The 21,374-nt window shown below is 72.5% G+C and carries 19 protein-coding genes, 1 pseudogene and 1 riboswitch; of the genes and pseudogenes, 11 read left to right on the top strand and 9 right to left on the bottom strand.

From position 1 onward, the window contains the following. The 7 genes from ACTIR_RS22275 to ACTIR_RS0107915 form a co-directional block, all read left to right on the top strand. A partial coding sequence (locus ACTIR_RS22275) for a GGDEF domain-containing protein (RefSeq protein WP_233345854.1) occupies positions 1-822 on the top strand: 822 nt, incomplete at its 5' end. A gap of 44 nt (positions 823-866) precedes the next feature. Further along, complete coding sequence (gene glmU, locus ACTIR_RS0107940) at positions 867-2,345, top strand: bifunctional UDP-N-acetylglucosamine diphosphorylase/glucosamine-1-phosphate N-acetyltransferase GlmU (protein ID WP_026453874.1); 1,479 nt, start codon at positions 867-869, stop codon at positions 2,343-2,345. Then, positions 2,342-3,322 carry a ribose-phosphate diphosphokinase gene (locus ACTIR_RS0107935; RefSeq protein ID WP_026453873.1) on the top strand — a complete coding sequence of 327 codons (981 nt, stop codon included), beginning with the start codon at positions 2,342-2,344 and terminating at the stop codon, positions 3,320-3,322. The genes glmU and ACTIR_RS0107935 overlap by 4 nt, the downstream gene beginning before the upstream one ends. 321 nt (positions 3,323-3,643) lie before the next feature. Continuing rightward, the gene (locus tag ACTIR_RS0107930; protein ID WP_026453872.1) at positions 3,644-4,285 is read left to right on the top strand and encodes a 50S ribosomal protein L25/general stress protein Ctc; all 642 of its coding nucleotides are present in this window, start codon (positions 3,644-3,646) and stop codon (positions 4,283-4,285) included. 39 nt (positions 4,286-4,324) lie between these two features. Continuing rightward, positions 4,325-4,912 (top strand): aminoacyl-tRNA hydrolase, encoded by a 588-nt coding sequence (gene pth / locus ACTIR_RS0107925; protein WP_026453871.1) that lies wholly within the window; start codon positions 4,325-4,327, stop codon positions 4,910-4,912. Between the two features lie 198 nt (positions 4,913-5,110). Next, entirely contained in the window at positions 5,111-5,497 is a 387-nt protein-coding gene (locus ACTIR_RS24965) for a DivIVA domain-containing protein (protein WP_026453870.1), read from the top strand. Continuing rightward, positions 5,494-5,832, top strand: a complete 339-nt coding sequence (locus ACTIR_RS0107915; RefSeq protein WP_026453869.1) for a DivIVA domain-containing protein — start codon at positions 5,494-5,496, stop codon at positions 5,830-5,832. The genes ACTIR_RS24965 and ACTIR_RS0107915 overlap by 4 nt, the downstream gene beginning before the upstream one ends. Positions 5,833-5,844: 12 nt before the next feature. Here the strand turns inward: ACTIR_RS0107915 and ACTIR_RS0107910 are convergent, their stop codons facing one another. The 8 genes from ACTIR_RS0107910 to metG form a co-directional block, all read right to left on the bottom strand. After that, positions 5,845-7,527, bottom strand: coding sequence for a fatty acyl-AMP ligase (locus ACTIR_RS0107910; protein WP_026453868.1), 1,683 nt, complete (start codon positions 7,525-7,527; stop codon positions 5,845-5,847). A 25-nt stretch (positions 7,528-7,552) separates the two neighbouring features. Then, positions 7,553-9,373 (bottom strand): ABC-F family ATP-binding cassette domain-containing protein, encoded by a 1,821-nt coding sequence (locus ACTIR_RS0107905; RefSeq protein ID WP_026453867.1) that lies wholly within the window; start codon positions 9,371-9,373, stop codon positions 7,553-7,555. A 132-nt stretch (positions 9,374-9,505) separates the two neighbouring features. Continuing rightward, positions 9,506-10,435, bottom strand: coding sequence for a 4-(cytidine 5'-diphospho)-2-C-methyl-D-erythritol kinase (locus tag ACTIR_RS0107900; protein WP_026453866.1), 930 nt, complete (start codon positions 10,433-10,435; stop codon positions 9,506-9,508). 68 nt (positions 10,436-10,503) lie between these two features. Further along, on the bottom strand, positions 10,504-11,514 hold the full coding sequence (locus tag ACTIR_RS0107895; protein ID WP_026453865.1) for a methionine ABC transporter ATP-binding protein: 1,011 nt from the start codon (positions 11,512-11,514) through the stop codon (positions 10,504-10,506). Between the two features lie 218 nt (positions 11,515-11,732). Continuing rightward, positions 11,733-11,821, bottom strand: a riboswitch (SAM riboswitch). A 156-nt stretch (positions 11,822-11,977) separates the two neighbouring features. Then, positions 11,978-12,853, bottom strand: a complete 876-nt coding sequence (rsmA, locus tag ACTIR_RS0107890) for a 16S rRNA (adenine(1518)-N(6)/adenine(1519)-N(6))-dimethyltransferase RsmA (protein ID WP_026453864.1) — start codon at positions 12,851-12,853, stop codon at positions 11,978-11,980. Positions 12,854-12,911: 58 nt separating this feature from the next. Then, the gene (locus tag ACTIR_RS0107885) at positions 12,912-14,282 is read right to left on the bottom strand and encodes a resuscitation-promoting factor (RefSeq protein WP_026453863.1); all 1,371 of its coding nucleotides are present in this window, start codon (positions 14,280-14,282) and stop codon (positions 12,912-12,914) included. 244 nt (positions 14,283-14,526) lie between these two features. Further along, positions 14,527-15,396: a TatD family hydrolase gene (locus ACTIR_RS22265; protein ID WP_052583777.1), complete on the bottom strand. Its 870-nt coding sequence runs from the start codon at positions 15,394-15,396 to the stop codon at positions 14,527-14,529. After that, positions 15,393-17,210 (bottom strand): methionine--tRNA ligase, encoded by a 1,818-nt coding sequence (gene metG / locus ACTIR_RS0107875; RefSeq protein WP_026453862.1) that lies wholly within the window; start codon positions 17,208-17,210, stop codon positions 15,393-15,395. The genes ACTIR_RS22265 and metG overlap by 4 nt, the downstream gene beginning before the upstream one ends. A 78-nt stretch (positions 17,211-17,288) precedes the next feature. On the opposite strand from metG, the gene ACTIR_RS0107870 reads away from it, so the two are divergent. From ACTIR_RS0107870 to ACTIR_RS0107860, 3 genes are all read left to right on the top strand, one after another. Next, positions 17,289-18,311: an ATP-binding cassette domain-containing protein gene (locus ACTIR_RS0107870; protein ID WP_052583776.1), complete on the top strand. Its 1,023-nt coding sequence runs from the start codon at positions 17,289-17,291 to the stop codon at positions 18,309-18,311. Further along, positions 18,301-19,068, top strand: a complete 768-nt coding sequence (locus tag ACTIR_RS0107865) for an ABC transporter permease (RefSeq protein WP_026453860.1) — start codon at positions 18,301-18,303, stop codon at positions 19,066-19,068. The genes ACTIR_RS0107870 and ACTIR_RS0107865 overlap by 11 nt, the downstream gene beginning before the upstream one ends. Positions 19,069-19,153: 85 nt before the next feature. Beyond that, positions 19,154-19,819, top strand: coding sequence for a glycoside hydrolase family 25 domain-containing protein (locus tag ACTIR_RS0107860; RefSeq protein ID WP_026453859.1), 666 nt, complete (start codon positions 19,154-19,156; stop codon positions 19,817-19,819). Between the two features lie 28 nt (positions 19,820-19,847). Here ACTIR_RS0107860 and ACTIR_RS0107855 read toward each other — a convergent pair whose 3' ends face one another. After that, entirely contained in the window at positions 19,848-20,837 is a 990-nt protein-coding gene (locus ACTIR_RS0107855; protein WP_026453858.1) for a DUF4185 domain-containing protein, read from the bottom strand. 45 nt (positions 20,838-20,882) lie between these two features. On the opposite strand from ACTIR_RS0107855, the pseudogene ACTIR_RS0107850 reads away from it, so the two are divergent. Then, a pseudogene (locus ACTIR_RS0107850) lies at positions 20,883-21,374 on the top strand (aminodeoxychorismate synthase component I); the annotation flags it as partial.

Here is a 21,374-nt window from a genome sequence, read left to right as displayed (position 1 = left end):
CCGGCCGACGCGTCCCCGGCCGACGCGTCCCCCGCCGGGGAGCTCCCCACGGACGACACCGGCACGGATTCCGCGACCACGGCACCGGACGGCCCCGGGGGCGGGGAGCGCGGAACGGCCGCCCTGCCGACGCCGACGGAGCTGCTGTGCGACTACGTCGTCGAACTGGAGGAGGAGCTGTGGTCGCTGCGTGAGTCCCAGATCGCGACCCTGAACACCCGCCGGGAACACGAGCGCCTCTCCGCCGAACACGGCGCGATCACGCAGCAGGCGATGCAGGACCCGCTCACCGGCCTGCCGAACCGTCGCGCGCTCGACGAGCGGCTGCACGCGCTCGCCCTGTCCGGCGACTCCGAACCGCTCTCGGTCGCCCTGGTGGACCTGGACGGCTTCAAGGACGTCAACGACCAGCACTCGCACGCCGAGGGCGACGACGTGCTGCGGGTGGTCGCCAGCACCCTGCGGGACGCGCTCCGCGGGGACGACATCGTGGCCCGCTACGGCGGTGACGAGTTCATCATCCTGCTCCCGGGTGCGCCGATGCCCGCGGCGACCCAGGCGCTCACCCGCGCCGTGAGGTCGGTGGCCTCGCTGCCGCGGCATCTCTCGCACGGGGTGACCCTGTCGGTGGGGCTGGTCGGCCTGCGGCCGCTGGAGCGCGCCGAGGAGGTCCTCTCCCGTGCGGACGCGGCCATGTACCAGGCGAAACGGCGCGGCGGGAACCAGATCGCGTCGAATCCGGCGATGGAGGGGACCGGCCAGGGTGGCAGCACCCACCCGCCGGGGGACGACCCGACGGCGGGGCGCACACGACGGACGTAGGATCGTGGGCCGTCGGTGAAACCCCGTGCTGATTGAGGAGTGCCGTGACCGGCCCGCTGAGCACCATCATTCTCGCCGCGGGTGAGGGCACCCGCATGCGCTCGAAGACCCCGAAAGTGCTGCATCCGATCGCGGGCAGACCGTTGGTCGAGCACGCGGTGCGCGCGGCGGCCGGGCTCGATCCGGACCGGCTCGTCGTCGTGGTGGGACACGGCAGGCAGCCGGTGACCGAGCGATTGTCCGGGCTGGCCGACACCCTCGGCAGGCCGGTGGCCACGGCGGTGCAGGAGACGCAGAACGGCACGGGGCACGCGGTGTCGTGCGCCCTGTCCGGACTCGGCGGCGCCGCGGGGGTGACCGGCACGGTGCTGGTCACCTACGGCGACGTCCCGCTGCTGGACACCACGACCCTCGAGGCACTGCTGTCCGAACACACCGGACGCGGCAACGCCGCCACCGTGCTCACCGCGGTGGTCGACGAACCGGGCGGCTACGGCCGGATCCTGCGCGACGCCGCGGGCGAGGTCACCGGCATCGTGGAGCACAAGGACGCCGACGCCGACCAGCTCGCGATCCACGAGATCAACTCCGGGGTGTACGCGTTCGACGCGGCCGTGCTCGCCGACGGCCTGTCCCGGCTGTCCACCGACAACGCCCAGGGCGAGCTGTACCTCACCGACGTGCTCGGCATCGCCCGCGATGGCGGCGGCCGCGTCGGGGGCCTCGTCGTCGACGACCCCTGGCTCACCGAGGGGGTCAACGACCGGGTGCAGCTCTCCACGCTCGGCGCCGAGCTGAACCGGCGGATCGTGCGGCACTGGCAACGGGCGGGGGTCACCGTGGTGGACCCCGCGACGACCTGGCTGGACGCGGATGTCACCCTGGCCCCCGACGTGGTGCTGGAGCCCAACGTGCAGCTGCACGGCCGGACCACCGTCGAGGAGGGGGCACGGATCGGCCCGGACACCACCCTGACCGACGTCGCGGTGGGTGCGGGGGCGCGGATCGTGCGCACCCACGGCAGCGACTCCGTCGTCGGGGCGGGCGCCGAGGTGGGCCCGTTCGCCTACCTGCGCCCGGGCACGCGCCTCGGCGCGGACGGCAAGATCGGCACCTTCGTGGAGACGAAGAAGGCCGACATCGGCACGGGGACGAAGGTGCCGCACCTGACCTACGTCGGGGACGCGACGATCGGTGAGCACAGCAACATCGGCGCCTCCAGCGTGTTCGTGAACTACGACGGCACGGACAAGCACCACACCGTCGTCGGTTCGCACGTGCGCACGGGCTCGGACACCATGTTCGTCGCCCCCGTGACCGTGGGCGACGGCGCTTACAGTGGAGCGGGAACGGTGCTGCGGCGGGACGTGCCGCCGGGCGCGCTCGCGGTCTCCGGCTCGCCACAACGCAACATCGAAGGCTGGGTGCCCCGGCGCAGGCCGGGTACCCGTGCGGCGGAGGCAGCGGAGAAGGCGCTCGCCGCACAGCAGGAAACCGAAACCGACGGGGAGTCGCCAGAATGAGCCCGAAGTCCGGCACGCCGAAGAAGAACCTGATGCTCTTCTCCGGCCGTTCGCATGTCGAACTCGCCGAAGAGGTCGCCAAGAGCCTCAACGTGACGATCACCCCGCAGACCCTGCACAGCTTCGCCAACGGTGAGCTCTACGTGCGCTACGAGGAGTCGGTGCGGGGCTCCGACGCCTTCGTCCTGCAGAGCTTCTCCCCGCCGATCAACGAGTGGATCATGGAGCAGCTGATCATGGTGGACGCGCTCAAGCGCGGCAGCGCCAAGCGCATCACCGTGATCATGCCGTTCTACCCGTACTCGCGGCAGGACAAGAAGCACAAGGGCCGGGAGCCGATCTCGGCGCGGCTCATCGCGGACCTGTTCAAGACCGCGGGCGCGGACCGCATCCTGACGGTGGATCTGCACACCGCCCAGATCCAGGGCTTCTTCGACGGCCCCGTCGACCACCTGCACGGGCAGAACGTGCTCGCCGACTACATCAACGAGCACTACGGCGACAACAACATCACCGTCGTCTCCCCGGACTCCGGCCGGGTGCGCCTGGCCGAGAAGTGGGCCCAGCAGCTCGGCGACCGGCCGATCGCGTTCATCCACAAGACCCGCGACCCGGACAAGCCGAACCAGGCCGTGGCCAACCGCGTCGTCGGCAACGTGGAGAACCGGCTGTGCGTGCTGATCGACGACATGATCGACACCGGCGGCACGATCACCAAGGCGACCGAGGCGCTGCTCGAGGGAGGCGCCTCCGACGTGGTGGTGGCCTCCACGCACGGCATCCTGTCCGACCCGGCGGCCGAGCGGCTGGCGAACTCCCGGGCGCGTGAGGTGATCGTCACCAACTCGCTGCCGATCCCCGAGGAGAAGCGCTTCGCCAAGCTCACCGTCCTCTCGATCGCCCCGCTGCTGGCCCGCGCCATCCAGGAGGTCTTCGAGGACGGCTCGGTCACCAGCCTCTTCGACGGAAGCGCCTGACCCGGCGGGTCACCCTCCGTAGTTTTGCCGTGAGGGGCACTTTCCCTGCACTCGACGCAGGGAAAGTGCCCCTCACGGCGTCTGACGCAGGGAAGGTGCCCTTCACGGCACAGCCCGGCGGGGGCGGCTGTGCCGGGTGGGAGGGGCTGGCATAGGATGTAGGGGTTGTCTCGGCGAGGTGAGAGACGTCGCGTGGTGCGACGACTCTCGACGTGATCGACGCGGCGGCTCGTAGGCCACCCGTGCGCGCACGTCGTGGACTCGCCGCCGGACAGCCACAAGCAACGTTTTTCCCGATCCCACCGCAAGGAGTGCATCCCCGTGTCCGAGGTACGTCTGACGGTCGAACCGCGCACCGAGTTCGGCAAGGGCGCCGCGCGCCGCACCCGCCGCGCGGGCAAGATCCCCGCGGTGCTGTACGGCCACGGCGAGAACCCCCGGCACCTGGCGCTGCCCGCCATCGACTTCGCCCGCGTGGTCCGTGAGAACGGCCAGAACGCCGTGCTCACGCTGGACGTCGCCGGTTCGGCGGAGAAGACCAGGGAACTGGCGCTGACCAAGACCGTGACCGTGCACCCGCTGAAGAACTACATCGAGCACGTGGACCTGCTCGTGGTGCACCGCGGGGAGAAGGTCACCGTCGACGTGCCGGTCTCCACCACCGGCCAGGCGGCGCCCGGCACGCTGGTCAACCACGAGCTCGACACCGTCCAGGTCGAGGTCGACGCGCTGAACATCCCCGAGCACCTCGAGGTCTCCGTGGACGGGGCCGAGGCCGGCACCCAGATCTCCGCGGGCGACGTGCCGTTGCCGCGCGGGGCGACCCTGGTCGGCGACCCCGAGCAGCTGGTGGTCGGCGTCAGCGAGGCGCCCACCGAGTCGGCCATGGAGGCCGAGGTGGACACCGAGGGCGCCGGTGTGGTCGAGGAGCAGTCCGAGACCGAAGAGGCCAAGGCCGAGTAACACCGGGTCGGACGAGACAGCGGGACCGGGGTGCCAGGAGTGGGAAACGATCTGCCGGGGGCCGGCGAGCGCGTGCTGCTCGCCGGCCTCGGCAACCCCGGGCCGCGGTACGCGGCGAACCGGCACAACATCGGCTTCCTGGTGCTGGACGAGCTCGCCGACCGGCTCGGCGGCTCGTTCAAGGCGCACAAGGGCGGTGCCGAGGTGCTGGAGGGCCGCCTGGCCGACCGCGGCGTGGTGCTGGCCAAGCCCCGGTCGTACATGAATCTCTCGGGCGGGCCCGTGGCGGGCACCGCACGCTTCTACTCGATCGCCGTCGACGGTGTCGTGGTGATCCACGACGAACTCGACCTCGACTTCGGTGCGGTGAAGCTGAAGTTCGGCGGCGGCGACAACGGGCACAACGGGCTCCGTTCGATCACGAAGTCGCTCGGCACGCGGGACTACTACCGTGTGCGGTTCGGGGTGGGCCGCCCGCCGGGGCGGATGAGCCCCGCCGACTACGTGCTCAAGGACTTCTCCACCGTCGAGCGCAAGGACCTCGCCGTCCACATCGACCGGTGCGCCGACGCGGTCACCGAACTGGTGCGCTCCGGTCTCGCCGCGGCGCAGAACGCCTTCCACTGATCCACCGCCACCGTGCCCTTCCGCCGGAGGCCGTCCGCACGGCACCGGTTCGATCAGCGCCCCACAGGTCGTCCCCCGTACGAGTGCTCTGCCCACCCTGATCAGGCGACAATCGCGGCCCGGTGCGTTTCCCGGGCACTCCTCGTGGCTAGGTCGTGACGCGAAGTCGGACCACGCTCAGTCAGGAGGAAGGGTCGCATGTCGCTCACCGCAGACGAGGTCGCCGGGATCGAGTTCGGCGACGCACCACTCGGCCGCCGCGGCTACTCCAAGACCGAGGTCGACGCCTTCGTGCACCGCGTCGCGCAGGCACTGGCGGGTGCGGACGACCTCACCGCGGCCGAGGTCCACCACGTCCGCTTCTCCCGGCCGCTGCTGGGCAGGCGCGGCTACGACGAGCGGGAGGTCGACGAGTTCCTCGACGCCGTGGAGGAACAGCTGCTGGCCGTGCCCCGCCCACGGTCCGGGCACCGTGCCGACGACGTCGGCCGGGACCCCGCCGTCCCCCGCGAGCCCGCCGGAGGCGACGACGGCGCCGGACCCGACGACACCGCGGGCCGTCCGACGGCGCGGGGGCACCGATGAGGCTCACGGCCGCGGACGTCGACGACGTGTGGCTGCCCTCCGCTCCGTGGGGCACCCGCGGGTACAACAGGATGCAGGTGAACGCCTTCCTGCGCCGGATCGCGGCCACTCTGGACGGTCAGGACCACGTCACCGCCGCCGACGTCGGGGCCGTCGCCTTCACCCTGCACCCGACGGGCAGGCGCGGCGGGTACGACCCCGGTGCCGTCGACGCCTTCCTGTGCGTCGTCGAGCGCGCCCTGGCGATCCGCGAGCGTCATGGTCACGGCCGGGACGCGCCACGGCCGGAGCGGGACGGTGCCCACGACCGGCCGTGGCGACGGATCACGGCGTGAGATCCCGCCCGCTCAGGCGTGCGCCTCGATCCGCTCCCGGTACTCCTCCGCGGTCGCGGCCCGCCGGACCTTGCCCGACGGCGTCTTCGGGAGACTGCCCTTCGGCAGCACCAGCACCGAGTACGGCCGCGCGTCGACGGCCTCCCGCACCCGGGCGGTGACCTGCCGCGCGAGCTCGGCCTCCGCCTCGGCGTCCCCGGCCACCATGGACTCCAGCACCACGGCGAACCGTTCCCGGCGGGTGCCCGCGTCCAGCCGCACCGCCACGGCGTTACCCGCGCGGACGCCGTCGACCGCGTCGGTCGCGCGCTCGATGTCGGTCGGGTAGACGTTGCGGCCGCCGAGGATGATGACGTCCTTGGCCCGCCCGCAGATCACGATCTGACCGTCCACGAGGTACCCGAGGTCGCCCGTGGCGAACCAGCCGTCCGCGTCCTGCGTGTCCACCGGGCCGTCCACGGTGAGGTAACCCGGGGTCACGGCCTCGCCGCGCAGCTGGATCTCGCCGACCTCGCGTTCGGCGCGCGGGCGGCCGTCGTCGCCCACGATCCGTGCCTCGAGGCCGTTCAGCGGACGGCCGAGCACGGCGAACCCGCGCACGGCGTCGGTGCCGCGGCGCGGGTCGTCCTCGGTGACCGGGACGGCGCGGTTCTCCGCCTCCAGCGCCTCGGCCTCGATCACATCGACGGTGAGGCCGGTGAACAGCGGCGCGAACGACACGGCCAGCGTGGCCTCGGCGAGTCCGTAGGCGGGGAAGACGCACTCGGCGGGCATCTTGAACCGCGCCCCCGCGTCGGTGAAGGCCCGCACGGCGCCCGGGTCGATCGGCTCGGCCCCGTTGAGGGCGATGCGCAGAGAGGACAGGTCGTAGGCGTCGTCGTCGTCCACTCTGGCCAGTCTGCGGCCGACGATGGCGTAGGCGAAGTTCGGCGCGGCGGTGGTCGTCCCGCCGTACTTGCTGATCAGCTCGGGCCACAGCAGCGGCCCGGTGAGGAACTCGGCCGGGGTGATCTTGACGAGCTCGACGCCGAAGGTCATCGGCACCGTCAGGAACCCGACCATGCCCATGTCGTGGAAGGTGGGCAGCCACGACACCATCACGTCGCGGGTGAAGTCGAACTCGGCCCGTTCGACCATCGCGGTGATGTTCGAGTACAGGTTCCCGTGCGTGATCTTGACCGCCTTCGGCTCGGCGGTGGATCCGCTGGTCAACTGGAGCAGCGCGAGCGCGTCCTCGTCGACCTCGACGGGCTCGGCGAGCGGCTCGAAATCGACCAGGTCGGTGATCAGGCGGTACTCGATACCGTGCTCGGCCAGGACCGGGGCGAGCTGGTCGAACGGCTCGCCGAGCAGTACGAGCCGGGAACCGATCATCCGCAGCACGGTGAGCGTGTCGTCGGCCCACTGGGCCAGGTCCGTCCGCGGGGTCGGCTGGTGCAGCATGGTGACGCTGCCGCCCGCGAGCCAGGTGCCCTGCACCGTGGGCGCGATCAGCTCGGGGGCGCCCGCCAGCACCGCCACGGCCGCACCCGGCTCCACACCACCCTGGACGAGTCCCCCCGCCAGGCTGCGCGCCCGCTCATGCACCTCGGACCACGTTCTCCGCACGGGCTCGGTGGGTTCCCCCGTGACCATCCCGCGCTGCCGACCACCCGCGTTCGCGGTGGCGACCATCGTCTCCACGAACCGACTCATGCGTAAACCTTAACCCCGGGCCGTTTCACTCCAGCGCCTCGGAGGTCTCCAGCCACCGCTGCTCCAGGTCCTCCTTCTGCGCCTGCAGGTCCTTGAGCTCGGTGTTGAGCCGCATGAGCCGGTCCGGTTCGGTGGCGGCCTCGGCGAGCGCGGCGTGCAGTTCGGACTCCTTCGCCGCGAGCGAGTCGAGCTTGCGCTCCAGCTTGCCCAGTTCCTTCGTCGCGGCCCGCCACTCGGCCGGGGTCAACGTCCGGTCGGACCCGGCACCCTCGTCGCCGGCCTCCCGACCCCGGTCCTTCGAGCCGGACGTCGACCCGGACCCGGTGCCGCCCGCGCCGGTACCGCCCGTACGCGGAGCCGAACGGCGGTCCAGGTACTCGTCGATCCCGCCGGGCAGGTGCGTCACGTCCCCGTCCCCGAACAGGGCCACGACGCTGTCGCAGACACGTTCCACCAGGTACCGGTCGTGCGAGACCACGACGAGGGTGCCCGCCCAGCCGTCGAGCAGGTCCTCCAGCTGCTGCAGGGTGTCGATGTCCAGGTCGTTGGTCGGCTCGTCCAGCAGGAGCACGTTGGGCTCGGACATGAGCAGCCGCACCAGCTGCAGTCGCCGCCGCTCACCGCCGGAGAGGTCCCGGACCGGCGTCCACTGCCGGGACCGCCCGAACCCGAGCCGCTCGGCGAGCTGCGACGCCGAGAGCTCGTGCTTACCCAGGCTGACCCGGGAGGCGACCCGCTCCACGGCCTGCAACACCCGCAGGTCGCCGGGCAGGTCGTCGAGTTCCTGGCGCAGGTGCGCCATCCGCACCGTCTTGCCCTCGATCCGCCTGCCGGTCTCCGGTTCGGTCTCCCCGGCCAGCAGCCGCAGCACCGAGGTCTTGCCGGAACCGTTCACGCCGACGATCCCGATCCGGTCGCCCGGGCCGATCCGCCAGGTCACGTGGTCGAGCAGGGTCCGCTCGTCGATCGACAGCGAGGCGTCCTCCAGCTCGAGCACGGTCTTGCCGAGCCTGCGCTTGGCGAACGACGTCAGTTCCACCGTGTCCCGCGGTTCCGGCACGTCGGAGATCAGCGCCTCGGCGGCCTCGACCCGGAACTTCGGCTTCGACGTCCGGGCCTTGGCGCCGCGCTGCAACCACGCGAGCTCCTTGCGGGCGAGGTTGCGCCGCTTCTCCTCGGCGGCGGCGGCCTTCCGGGCGCGCTCGGCCCGGGCGTAGATCCAGTCGGCGTAGCCGCCCTCGTACTGCTCGACGCGCCCGTCGGTGACCTCCCAGGTGCGGGAACAGACGGTGTCGAGGAACCAGCGGTCGTGGGTGACCACGATCAACGAGACACGGCGCGCGAGCAGATGGTCGGCCAGCCACCGCACCCCCTCGACGTCGAGGTGGTTGGTGGGCTCGTCGAGCACGACGACGTCGAGTTCGGCCACCAGCGCCGCGGCGAGCGCCACCCGCCTGCGCTCACCGCCGGACAGCGTGTCGGTGGGTGTGTCGAGCCCGATCGCGGCGATGCCGAGGCCGTCCACGATCGACCGGATGCGCGGCTCCGAGGCCCACTCGTGCTCGGCGGCGTAGTCGGACAGCACCGCCTGCCGGACGGTGCCGCCCTCGGGCAGGTCGGTGCGCTGGGTGACCACCCGCATCCGCAGGCCCCGGGCCCAGCTCACCCGGCCCGAGTCCGGTTCGCTGATGCCGGAGAGCACCTCCAGCAGGGTCGTCTTGCCGCCGCCGTTCAGGCCGACGACGCCGATGCGCTCCCCCGCGCCCACACCGAGCGAGACGCCGTCGAGCAGCGTCCGCTCGCCGTGCGACTTGCCGACCGCTTCCAGGTTGACCAGGTTGGCCATCCGCCTCGTGTGTTCCCTTCCCGGGCCGTCGCGCCCGGCGGTTCGTGTGGTTCTCGTCCGTGTCGTGCCTGCCGTCGGCGTGGTGCCGTGCCGGCGGTGTGGTGCTGTGCCGTCGGTGTGGTGCCGACGGGGTCAGTCGTCGGTGTGCACCCGGGCTCCCGGTACCGGGCCGTGGGCGACCCGCACCGTGCGGCACACCCCCGCACCCGCCAGTTCGGCCGCCACCGCGAGGGCGTCCTCCCGTCCGTCGCACAGGAACGCGCAGGTCGGTCCCGAACCGGAAACCACCCCGGCCAGCGCGCCCGCGTTCACACCCGCACGCAGCGTCCGTCGCAGGTTGGGCCGCAGCGACACCGCGGCCGCCTGCAGGTCGTTGCCGAGCAGCAGCGCCAACTGCCGGGCGTCCCCCGCGGCCAGCGCCTCCATCAACGGCTCGGGCCCCCCGACCCGGGGTGGGTCCCCCGCACCCCGGAGCCGGTCCAGCTCGCCGAAGACCTTCGGGGTGGACAGGCCGCGCTGGTCGAACGCGAGCACCCAGTGGAACGTGTGCCGCGCCAGCACCGGCACGAGCCGCTCCCCGCGCCCCGTGCCGAGCGCCGTGCCGCCCTGCAGGGCGAACGGGACGTCGCTGCCGAGTTCCGCGGCGACACCGGCGAGTTCGTCGCGGGACAGGTCCAGCTTCCACAGTGCGGAGAGCCCGACCAGGGTCGCGGCCGCGTCGGCGCTGCCCCCGGCCATCCCTCCGGCGACGGGGATGCCCTTGTGGATCGTCACCCGCACCCGGGCGGCGTCCTCCGGGCTGCCGACGTGCTCGGCCAGTGCCCGCACCGCACGCCGGGCCAGGTTGTCGTCCCCGGCGGGCACCGCCTTCGCGCCCTCCCCCGACACCTCGACCCCGGGTTCGTCGGCGGCGGCCACGGTCACCTCGTCGGTCAACGACAGGGCCTGGAACAGGGTCGTCAGGTCGTGGTAGCCGTCCGCACGGACGTCACCCACCGACAGGTGGAGGTTGATTTTCGACGGCACCCGCACGGTGACCGGCGGCTCAACGACGGCAAGCACGTCCACCAGCGTACTTGCCGACCCGGCCCCGCCGGTGCGACCCGACGCCGCGCGCGGAGCCGTCCGGCTCAGGCGGCCACGCTGTGCAGGCCGTAGAACGGCCGGGTGACGTGGGCGCCGCGCTCGCCCAGCCAGGCCAGCGCGGCATCGGCACGCCGCCCGGTCACACCGAGCCGGAACCGGGCGACCGGCGTGTCACCCACCCGCGTCATTCCGCCCCCGAAGGTGGCGAGCTCCACGTCGAACCGGTCCGCGGCCTCCGGGAGCAACGCGCCGACCGCGGCGAAACCGACCAGCACCACGTCCGCGGCACGGTCGTGGCCGGCGAGCTCACCGCGCGGGGTGTCGACCGGCGGCAGGAGGGCCTCGGCGATCCGGCTGTCCGGCCTGCCGAGCGCACCGAGCACGGTCCCGCTGTCCACGAGTTCCCCCCGGTCCAGCAGCGCCAGCTCGTCGCAGACGCGGCGGGCGACGCCCACCTCCCGGGTGGTCAGCACCACGGTGGCGCCCAGCTCGGCACGGGCACGGTCGAGCACCCCCAGCACCGCCCCGGTGTCCGCGCTGTCCACCCCGTCGGTGGGGTCGTCGGCCACCAGCACCGCGGGCCGGGTGCCCAGGGCCCGCGCCACCGCGACCCGCCTGCGCTGCCCCTCGGTCAGTTCCCCGGGCGACTGCGCCCCGGCGCGGGACAACCCCACGAGGTCGAGGAGTTCGGTCACCCGTCCGCGCCTGCGGGAGGCGTCCATCCCCATCCGTTCGAGGGGTTCGGCGACGTTGCCCGCGACGGTCCGTTCGGTGCGCAGCCGCGGGTCCACGATCCCGACCTCGCGTTGGGTCGCCCAGAGCCGGCGCCCCGCCAGGCGTGCGGTGTCCACCCCGTCGTACCGCACCGTGCCCCGGTCGGGACGCTCGCGGAGGGCGAGGCACCGGGCGAGCGTGGTCTTGCCCGCCTCCTGTGGTCCGAGGATGCCGTAGAGGGCACCCGCGTCGACGGTGAGACTCACCTCCCGCAGCGCGGTGGCCGGGAGCCGGTGGGACGAGGTGGCGAAGGATTTACTGACATTCTCGACAGTGATCACGGAGAGCTCCGGAGAACAGCTCGACGCGACGTCCGGCACGGACGTCGCGGAGCGAGCGGATCGGGCAGGGTCAGACGCGCACGGTGGTGTGGCGACGACACGCACTCACCGTGCGGCGGCCCTGATCGACGACCCTGCGCCGGGTCAGCAGCGTGGGACGGCACTGCGTGGGCACTGCCCGACGCTGCCGCGTCAGCGGAGTGGAGACGAACACGTTTCCTCCATCGCCCCTGGCGTTAGCACCTGCCCACCCGGGTGGTTGCTGCGACGTCCGCGAGCCAGGTCTCTCGGTCGCTCGGGATGGATACGCGGAAAGTACACCGGAGAGACGGCCACGGGGGCAAGCCCGCAGCGAAACATCACACTTTCGCGGCAGTTACGGACGTCACCCGCGCGCCGCGGCGGTCATCCGCACGCCGCTGCCGCGCGGGTGACGTTCACGCCGCTGCCGCGCGGGTGACGTTCACGCCGCTGCCGCGGCGATGGCGGCGAAGTCCTCGACCGTGAGTCGTTCCCCCCGCGTGGAGGGGTCCAGTCCGGCCGCCGACACCAGGTCCGCCGCGCGGGCGGCGGATCCGGCCCATCCCGCGAGCGCCGCGCGCAACGTCTTCCTGCGCTGGGCGAACGCGGCATCGACGAGTGCGAACACGGTGTCCCGGTCCGCGCCCCGGAGTGCGTCCGGCGGGGTGTCGTACCGCTCGAACGCGACCAGTGCGGAGTCGACGTTCGGCACGGGCCAGAAGACCGACCGCGGCACCGCCCCGGCGGTCCCGGCCCGTCCGTACCAGGCCAGCTTCACACTGGGCACGCCGTAGACCCGGCTGCCGGGACCGGCCGCCATACGCTCGGCCACCTCGGTCTGGACCATCACCAGCGCACGGTCCATGCCCGGGAGCTCGGCGAGCAGGTGCAGCACCACCGGTACCGCCACGTTGTACGGGAGGTTGGCCACCAGCGTCGTGGGGGTGTCGGCTCCGGCCTCCCGGATCTCGCCGGACCGCAACCGCAGCGCGTCCCGTTCGAGCACGGTGAGCCGGTCGGTGGCGGCCGGGGCGTGGGCGGCGACCGTGTCGGGCAGCCGCCCGGCGAGTACCGGGTCGACCTCGACGGCGACCACCCGGGCGCCGGCGGCGAGCAGACCGAGGGTCAGCGAGCCCAGCCCGGGTCCGACCTCCAGGACGGTGTCCCGCTCGTCGACCCGCGCCCGCTCCACGATCCGCCGCACGGTGTTGGCGTCGTGCACGAAGTTCTGGCCGAGCTTCTTCGTCGGGCGGAGATCCAGGGCGGCGGCCGCCGCACGGATCTCGGCGGGGTTCAGCAGGCCGGGTGTCTCGCTCACCCGGCCAGCTTAGAGGTCGGAGATGCCGGGACTCCGCCGGTGAGCCCCGGCGCGGGGATCACCGCGGCAGGCCCAGCTCCGACGAGCACGCGGGCCAGGCACCGTAGCCGCCCCGGTCGTCGCGGAGCTTGGTGGCGATCGCGATCTGCTGCTCCCGGCTCGCCTGGTGCGGCAGATTGGCGTACTGGTCGCCGCCGTAGGCGTCCCAGGTCTGCTTGTTGAACTGGAGGCCGCCGTAGTAGCCGTTACCGGTGTTGATCGACCAGTCGCCACCGGACTCGCACTCGGCCAGACTGTCCCACACCGCGCCGCCGGAGATCTCCGGTTGCTTGGTGCCGACCCGCACCACCCGTTCCTCGGACTCGGTGACGACCTCGGAGGACATCTCCTCCCGGTCGACGATCTGGCCGTTCTCCCGGGTGACCCGGTAGGTCACCAGCTCCTCGCCGGGGGTGCCCTCCTCCTCGACGATCTCCGTGCCCGCCTCGAGTTCGGGGTCCTCGATCTCGCGGACCTCGGGCTCGATCCGTTCGGTCTGCTCCACCACGGAGACGCCGGTGCGGCTGATGTGCACCTCGGCGCCGTCGGTGAGCGAGAAGTCGCGGCCCTGTTCGAGGCGGTCCTCCGCGCCGAGCTCGATGCTCAGTTCGCCGAGCAGTTCCCCGGCGGTGACGGCGGTGGTGACCACCTCCCGCGGCTCCTCGCCGCCGTCGAAGAGCGTGATCGTCTTCTGGGTCTTCACCTCCAGCCGCAGCCCCTCGAGAGGGACCTCGGCCCCCGGTGGGGTGGAGAACCACGCGTTGTCCCGGCCGAGGTGGTCGAGGCCGAGCTGGTTCAGCGCCTCGCCCACCGTGGAGGCGCGGACCCAGGACTCCTTCTGCTGGCCGTCCACGACCACGGTGAGGTGCCTGCCGCGCTCGAGCTTGATGACCCCGCCGTCGCCGACGGGGGCCTGCGGGGAGGGGGACAGGGCGTCGTGCTTGCCGACGGTGATCCCCGCGTCGGACAGCACCTCCCCGACGGTGTCCCCGTAGCTGCGGACGGTCTCCCGCTCGCCGTCCACGTTCACGGTGACGCTCTTGTTCATCGCGAGCGCCGCCGCGCCGCCACCGGTCAGCGAGATCATCAGGGCGAGCACGGTGCCCCGGAGGAACCGCTTCTTCCAGGTCTTGACCGCGTTGACGAGCCCGTCCTCCCGGCCGCCGTCCGCGGCCGGCGCGGTGCCGGTGTCGTCGCCGTCGGCGACCACGATCGGCGGGAGCATCGTGGTCTCGGCGTTGACGAGCCGGATCAGTTCGTCCACATCGACGTCGGCCTCGGCCATCATGCGGTCCGCGTCCGGGCCGAGTGCCGTGAGCACGTCCTGGGCGGTGACTTCCGGGTCCGGCGAGAAATCGAGGTCGTCGGACTCGCTCGGCCATTCGAGCATGGCGGTCGACGCGCTCGCGTGCCCGTCTCTACCAGTCACAGGGTCGATCCCTTCACGTAAGTCCACCGACTCCCGCAGTCAGCGCCGCCCTCACGTCCCGCAGGACGCTCTCCCCGACGTACACCGACGTGACTGTGGGCCGACCGGGTGATGGCCAGTCTCAGACCAATACCCGACACGGTCACGGGACCGTAACGAGAATCCGGGGGTTGCGCAAACACCTCCCCCGGACTCGTGAACTTCATCACGACCCCGCCCCGGGTTCGCCCGCGCTCCGTCCCGCGACCGCGTCCGCGACCGTGCCCAGGCGAAACACCTGTTCCGCGGTGCGCGCGGTCGCCTCGGCGACCTCCTGTTCGGACTGCCCACGCAACTCGGCGAGATTACGGACCGTGTACGCCGCGCAGTACGGCTCGTTCGGCCGCCCCCGGAACGGGTGAGGCGTCAGGAACGGAGCGTCGGTCTCCACCAGCAGCTGCCCGTCCGGCACGAGACGGGCGGCCTCGTGCAGCGCCCGCGCGTTGCGGAAGGTGACCGTCCCGGCGAAGGAGAGCACGTACCCGGCGTCGACGCACCGGCGGGCGATCTCCGCGTCGCCGGAGAAGCAGTGGAACACCACCCGCTCCGGGGCGCCCTCGGCCTCCAGGATCGCGAGGATGTCCTCGTGGGCGTCCCGGTCGTGGATCATCAGCGTCTTCCCGAGCCGCTTGGCGAGGTCGATGTGCCGGCGGAACGCCTCCTGCTGGTCCCCGGGCGGCGCGTAGTCCCAGTAGTAGTCCAGGCCGGTCTCGCCGACGGCCACCACCCGGTCGTGTGCCGCGAGGTCCTCGATCACCTCCAGCTCGGCGGGGCCGAAACCGGTCGTGCGGGTCGGGTGCAGCGCCACCGCCCCGTACAGCCGGTCGTCCCAGGTGACCGCCCGGGTGACCCAGCGTGCGGAGTCCAGGTCGTCGGCCACGGTGACGACCCGGGTGATCCCGGCGGCCTCCGCACGGTCCAGCGCCGCCCGCACCTGGGCGGGGTCCTCCGCACCGCAGGCGTCGAGGTGGGTGTGCGCGTCGACCGTCGGCCGGACGAGCGGTTCCGGGACGGGCGGATGTTCGCGGCGGCTCATGCGGCGCCGTCCCCGTTCCCGGGACTGGTGATCGGGGCCCACTCCGGACCGGTCTCGGCCAGCTTCGGGTCCAGCTTGGCGAACAGCGGCTTCGGCTTCGCCAGCGGCCTGCCCACCTCGATCGGCACCGACGACCAGCGGGCCTGTTCGGCGGAGTAGTCGCCGGACAGGATCGGGTTCCTCCGGTCCGGCAGATCGAGGTCGGCGACCTCGGACAGGTCCGGCTGGGCCGCCCACACCCCGCTGCCGCCGAGGGCCTCGTGCACCTTCTGCGCCGAGTGCGGCAGGAACGGCGTGAGCAGCGTGTTGGCGTCCGAGACCACCTGCAACGCGGTGTGCAGCACGCTGTCCCGGCGCTCGGGGTCGTCACCGAGCTTCCACGGCTGTTGGTCGGACAGGTACTTGTTCGCGGCCGAGACCACCCGCATCGCCTCGGACGCCGCCGCCTTGAACCGGGAGCGCTCCAGGTGCGCGCCGACGGTGTCGAACGCGGCACGGGCCTGGGCCTTGAGGTCCTCGTCCGCCTGCGTCGGCGCCTGCGGCCGGGGCACCCCGCCGTTGTTCTTGTGCGCCATCGTGACCGCGCGGTTGACCAGGTTGCCCCACTCGTTGGCCAGTTCGTAGTTGACCCGGCGGACGAACTCGTCCCAGGTGAAGTCGGTGTCCTGGGTCTCCGGCCCGGCGACACCGATGAAGTAGCGCAGCGTGTCCGCGCCGAACTCGCGGAGGAAGTCGTTCACGTAGATGACCGTCCCGCGCGAGGTGGAGAACTTGGAGCCGCTCATCGTGAGGAACTCGCTGGAGACGATCTCGTCGGGCAGGTGCAGCCTGCCGTAGGGGCCCGCCTGTCCGCCGTGGTCGCCCTCGCCGTTGTGCCCGAGCAGCAGCGCGGGCCAGATCTGGGCGTGGAAGGTGATGTTGTCCTTGCCCATGAAGTAGTACGAGCGGGCGTCGGGGTTGTTCCACCACCGCTGCCACGCGTCCGGCTCGCCGGACCGGCGGGCCCACTCGACGCTGGCGGAGAAGTACCCGATCACGGCGTCGAACCAGACGTAGAATCGCTTCATCGGCTCGTTGCGCCACCCGTCGAGCGGGATCTTCACGCCCCAGTCCAGGTCCCGGGTGATCGGCCGGGGGCGCATGTCCTCCACCAGGTTGCGGGTGAAGTTCAGCACGTTGGGCCGCCAGTCCGTCCTGGTGGACAGCCACTTGCCGAGGGTCTCGGTGAAAGCGGGCAGGTCGAGGAACAGGTGCTCGGTCTCCACGAAGTCCGGCCTCTCCCCGTTGATCCGGGAGACCGGGTTGCGCAGGTCGGCGGCGTCGAGCTGGTTGCCGCAGTTGTCGCACTGGTCGCCGCGGGCGCCGTCGTAGCCGCAGAGCGGGCAGGTGCCCTCGATGTAGCGGTCGGGCAGGGTGCGGCCGGTCGAGGGGCTGACGGCCCCGGTGGTGGTCCGCGGCACCACGTACCCGTTGCGGTGCAGCGTGAGGAAGATCTGCTGGGTGACCTCGGCATGGTTGCCGGTGCTGGTGCGGGTGAACAGGTCGTAGGACAGGCCCAGCCCACGCAGGTCCTCGGCGATCTGCCGGGTGTAGGTGTCCGCGGCCTGCTGGGGGCTCATCCCCTCCTTCTCCGCCTGCACCTGGATGGGGGTGCCGTGCTCGTCCGTGCCGGACACCATGAGCACCTGGTTACCGGCCATCCGCTGGTAGCGGGAGAACACGTCGGACGGGACACCGAAACCGGACACGTGGCCGATGTGGCGGGGGCCGTTGGCGTAGGGCCAGGCCACCGCGGTCAACACAGGGGTGCTCATACCCGTTTAGCCTACGGATGACGCCGCGCCGTACGCGCGCGAGGGAGCGACGGCGCGCTCCGACGAAGGGGGACCATGATGATCAAGGCACGCGGCCTCGCGCGGCGGTTCACCGCCCGGGGTCGCACCGTCGACGCCGTGCGGGGCGTCGACCTCGACGTGGCCGGGGGTGAGCTCGTCGGCTTCCTCGGCCCCAACGGGGCGGGCAAGACGACCACGCTGCGCATGCTCACCACGCTGTTGCGCCCGACCGCGGGCGAGGCCGAGGTGGCCGGCCGGGACCTGCTGACCGACCCGGTGGGCGTGCGCAGGAACATCGGGTACGTCGCCCAGGGCGGCGGCACCCACCCGGAGAGCAGGGTGGCCGAGGAGATCGAGCTGCAGGGCCGCTTCTACGGCCTGTCCAAGGCCGAGGCCCGGCGGCGCGGCACCGACCTCGCCGCGGAGCTCGACCTCGCCGGGCTCGAACAGCGGCCGACCAAGACGCTCTCCGGTGGCCAGCGCCGCAGGCTGGACATCGCGCTCGGCCTCGTGCACAGCCCCCGGCTGGTGTTCTTCGACGAGCCCACCACCGGCCTCGACCCGCAGAGCCGGGCGAACCTGTGGGACCACATCCGAACGCTGCGCGCCGAGCACGGGGTCACGCTGTTCCTCACCACGCACTACCTGGAGGAGGCCGACTCGCTCTGCGACCGGATCCTGGTGATCGACGGTGGGACGATCGTCGCCGAGGGCACCCCGGACGAACTGAAGGCGCGGGTGTCCGGGGACCGGGTCGAGATCGGGGTCGCCCCGGACGCCGCGGCGACGACCGCCGACCTGGTGGACAGGCTGGACGGCGCGCGGGAGGTCACCGTCGCCGACGACGTCGTCCGGTTCCGGGTGCCGCGCGGCGACACGGCGATGCCCGAGGTGCTGCGCGTGCTGGACACCGCGCACATCGCGATGCGCTCGATCGAGGTGCACCGGCCCTCGCTCGACGACGTGTTCCTGACGATGACGGGCCGCAGCCTGCGCGAGGCGGAGACGTCCGCCCCGTCCGGCGACGGGCGGGGCCCGAACTCCGCGGACGGGACGGGGGAGGTCACCGATGTGGCATGACCTGTGGCTGGTGTTCCGGCGCGAGTTCGGCCTGTCGGTGCGCAACCCGACGTGGCTGGGCATCCAGCTGATGCAGCCGGTGCTGTACCTGACGCTGTTCGGGCCGCTGATGGAGAAGATGGTCGCCAACACCCCCGGGTTCCCGCCCGGGGACGTCTGGACGATCTTCACCCCCGCGCTGATCGTGATGGTCGCGCTGTTCGGCACGTCGTTCGTCGGGTTCGGACTGCTGGCCGAGTACCGCAACGGGGTGATCGAGCGGCTGCGGGTGACGCCGGTGAGCCGGGTGGCGCTGCTGCTGGGCAAGGTGTTCACCAACGCGCTGCAGACGCTGGTGCAGGCGTGCGTGCTCATCCTGCTGGCGATGCTGGTGTTCGGGCTGCGGGCGCCGGTCGGTGGCGTCCTGCTCAGCCTGGTGATCGCGGCGCTGCTCGCGGTGACCATGGCGTCGTCGTCGTACGCGCTGGCGCTGACGCTGAAGAACGAGCAGGCGTTCCCGGCACTGCTGAACTCCGTGATGCTGCCGGTGCTGCTGCTGTCCGGCATCCTCATCCCGATCACCAGCGGGCTCGCCCCGGACTGGCTGTACACGCTGTCCCGGATCAACCCGTTCAGCCACGTCGTCGAGGCCGAGCGGGCCAGCTTCCGCGGCGAGATCACCCTCGACGCGCTGCTGACCGGCAGCGTCGTGCTCGTGGTGCTCACCGGGCTCGCCGTCTGGTGGGGCACCCGCACGTTCCGCCGGGAGAGCGCCTGAGCCGGGCGACGGCCGCACCCGGCCCGGTGTCGCGCCATGGGTGATTCCGCGGGCGCGGCCCCGGCCGGGCGGTTAGCCTCACGCCATGGCGGACGAGGACGGCACCGGGTCCGTGCACCCGGACGGTGTGGTCGCCGCCGGTGCTGCCGCCGGGTCCGGAACGACCGCGGAGCCGGCGCCGACGACCGGGATCAGCCTCGCCACCGGGGGGACGCTGTCCGCGCGGTACGTACCCGCCATGCCCGCCTTCGTCACCGTCCTCGTCACCGAGGGCCCGAACGGCGTCGCCTCGACCGCCGCACGGCTGCTCGGGGACATGTTGCGGGCCGGGGTGCGGGCCGGTCTCCGGCATCACGCCGACCCCGGAGGGGCACGGGAACAGGCCCGGCATGTGGTGCGCACCGGCCTGGACCTCGGGGCGTTCGCGCCGGGCGCGCTGGCGCCGTCCCTCGACGTGCGCGCCGAGGGGGTCGACGACCGGTTCGTCCGCACCTGGGTCCGGACCGTGCGGCGGGCCGCCGAGATCCGCACCGTGCTCGTCCACGGCGACGAGACGGTGTGGCGGCACCGGCTGCGGCCGGACCGGTGGGCCGACGACGACGTCGTGCTGACCCTGGCCCGGCACAACGGTGTGCCCGGCAGGCCGGGGTGGTTCCACCCGCGGCTCGGGGCGCACGAGTACGCCGCGGGACACGGGGTCGGGCACGAGGCGCTCGTCTACCCGTTCACCCTGGGCGATCTGCTGCTGTGACCGCCGCCGGTCCGTCGACCGGCGAGCGTCACCCGGCGGCGAGCCTGCTGCGGGTGAGGAAGACGTTGTACGGGCCCCACTGGGACACCAGGTAGTACAGGTCGGGCCCGTCGAGTGACCACGGGTGCAGGTAGCCACCGTAGACGGCCGGGTACTCCGCGGCGGGGACGACCACCTCGCCGGAGGACCACGGGCCGGTGAGCTCCTCGGCGCTGCGCAGCACGAGGCCTTTGCGGGACTCGTCGAGGTGCATCAGCAGCCAGCGATCGAAGCCGCTGTGGTAGCCGAGCGACATCTCCCCGACCGGCCCGGTGAACACCGGGGCGGCCGCGGACTGCCTGCCGCCCCAGCCGGTCCCGTCCCAGTAGCCGTAGCGGTCGGGGTGCAGGATCCCGTCCGGGCGGACCCGCGCGAGATAGCCGTCGCCGGAGCGGCCCTGGGTGGTGCTGAACAGGTACACGTACCCGCCGGAGCGGACGAAGGCCCCGATCTGGAACGGGTCGTCGCGCCACCACCGGTTCCTCCACCGGGCCGAGCGCGGTCTGCGCCAGGTACGGCCGCCGTCGTCGGAGACCGCCACCCCGGCGTGGTCGGTCCGCCACCGGCCCGGCCCACCCCACTCGCGCACCGACATGTAGTGCACGTAGTGCGTCCCGTCGAGCGCGATGCCGCCGTTCGGGATGACGGTGACCTCGTGGCCCGGCTCGGAGGGCAGGACCTGGGCGGCCGTGCCGTCCCCGCGCGCCACGACGTCGTCCAGGGCCAGCCCGGCGCCCAGATCCCGGGTGCCGGAGAAGGCGAGCACGTTGCAGCGCCAGTCGGCGTGGCCCGGCCCCGCACCGTGGGCGGCCCGGCCCGCGCCGAACGTGTCCCCGAACAACACGCACACCCGCCCGTCCCCGGCGTCCCAGACGATGCCGAGGTCGGTGCCGTGGATGGCGAACCGCTCGTCCGTGCGGCCCGGCGATCCGGGTCCGGTCACCGGGCCGATCCTGGTCGTCTCCGTCACACGCACCACGCGGCCGACGCTAGTCGAGTCCGCGGACGGGGGAGAATGTCCGGTATGCGGGTCGTTCGGAGGGCGTTGCGGGCACGGGTGGCGCCGGAGCGCGCGGTGTCGCTGCTGGACCGGCGTGCCGCGCGGCTCGACCTCGCACCACCCGCGGCGCTGTGCGGCGAGTGGTTCCACTCGCGCGCGGTACTCGCGCCCAGCGTCCGCGTGACCCCCGTCGCGGGCACCACCGAGGCGTTCGGCACGCCCACCCGGCAGCCCACGGTGACCGACGCCCCGGCCGGGACGGTGGGCGGTGGCTGGTTCGGCTACCTCTCCTACGACCTCACCGACCCCTCCGGCAGGCGGTGTGCCCTGCCCACCGCCGCCTGGGGGTTCAGCGACCACGTGCTGCGGCTGGACACCGACGGGCGGTGGTGGTTCGAGGCGCTGGTGCCGGACGGCGAGGACCGGCACGACGCGGTGGCGGCGCAGGCGGACGAGTTGGACGCCCTGCTGACCGACGGGGCGGACGGGGCGGACGGGGCCGACGGCACCCGCGCC

Source organism: Saccharomonospora iraqiensis subsp. iraqiensis, assembly GCF_000430445.1.
Classification (GTDB): Bacteria; Actinomycetota; Actinomycetes; order Mycobacteriales; family Pseudonocardiaceae; genus Saccharomonospora; species Saccharomonospora iraqiensis.
Note: the sequence above shows the minus strand (reverse complement) of the source record. Positions and strands in the feature narration are given on the sequence as shown.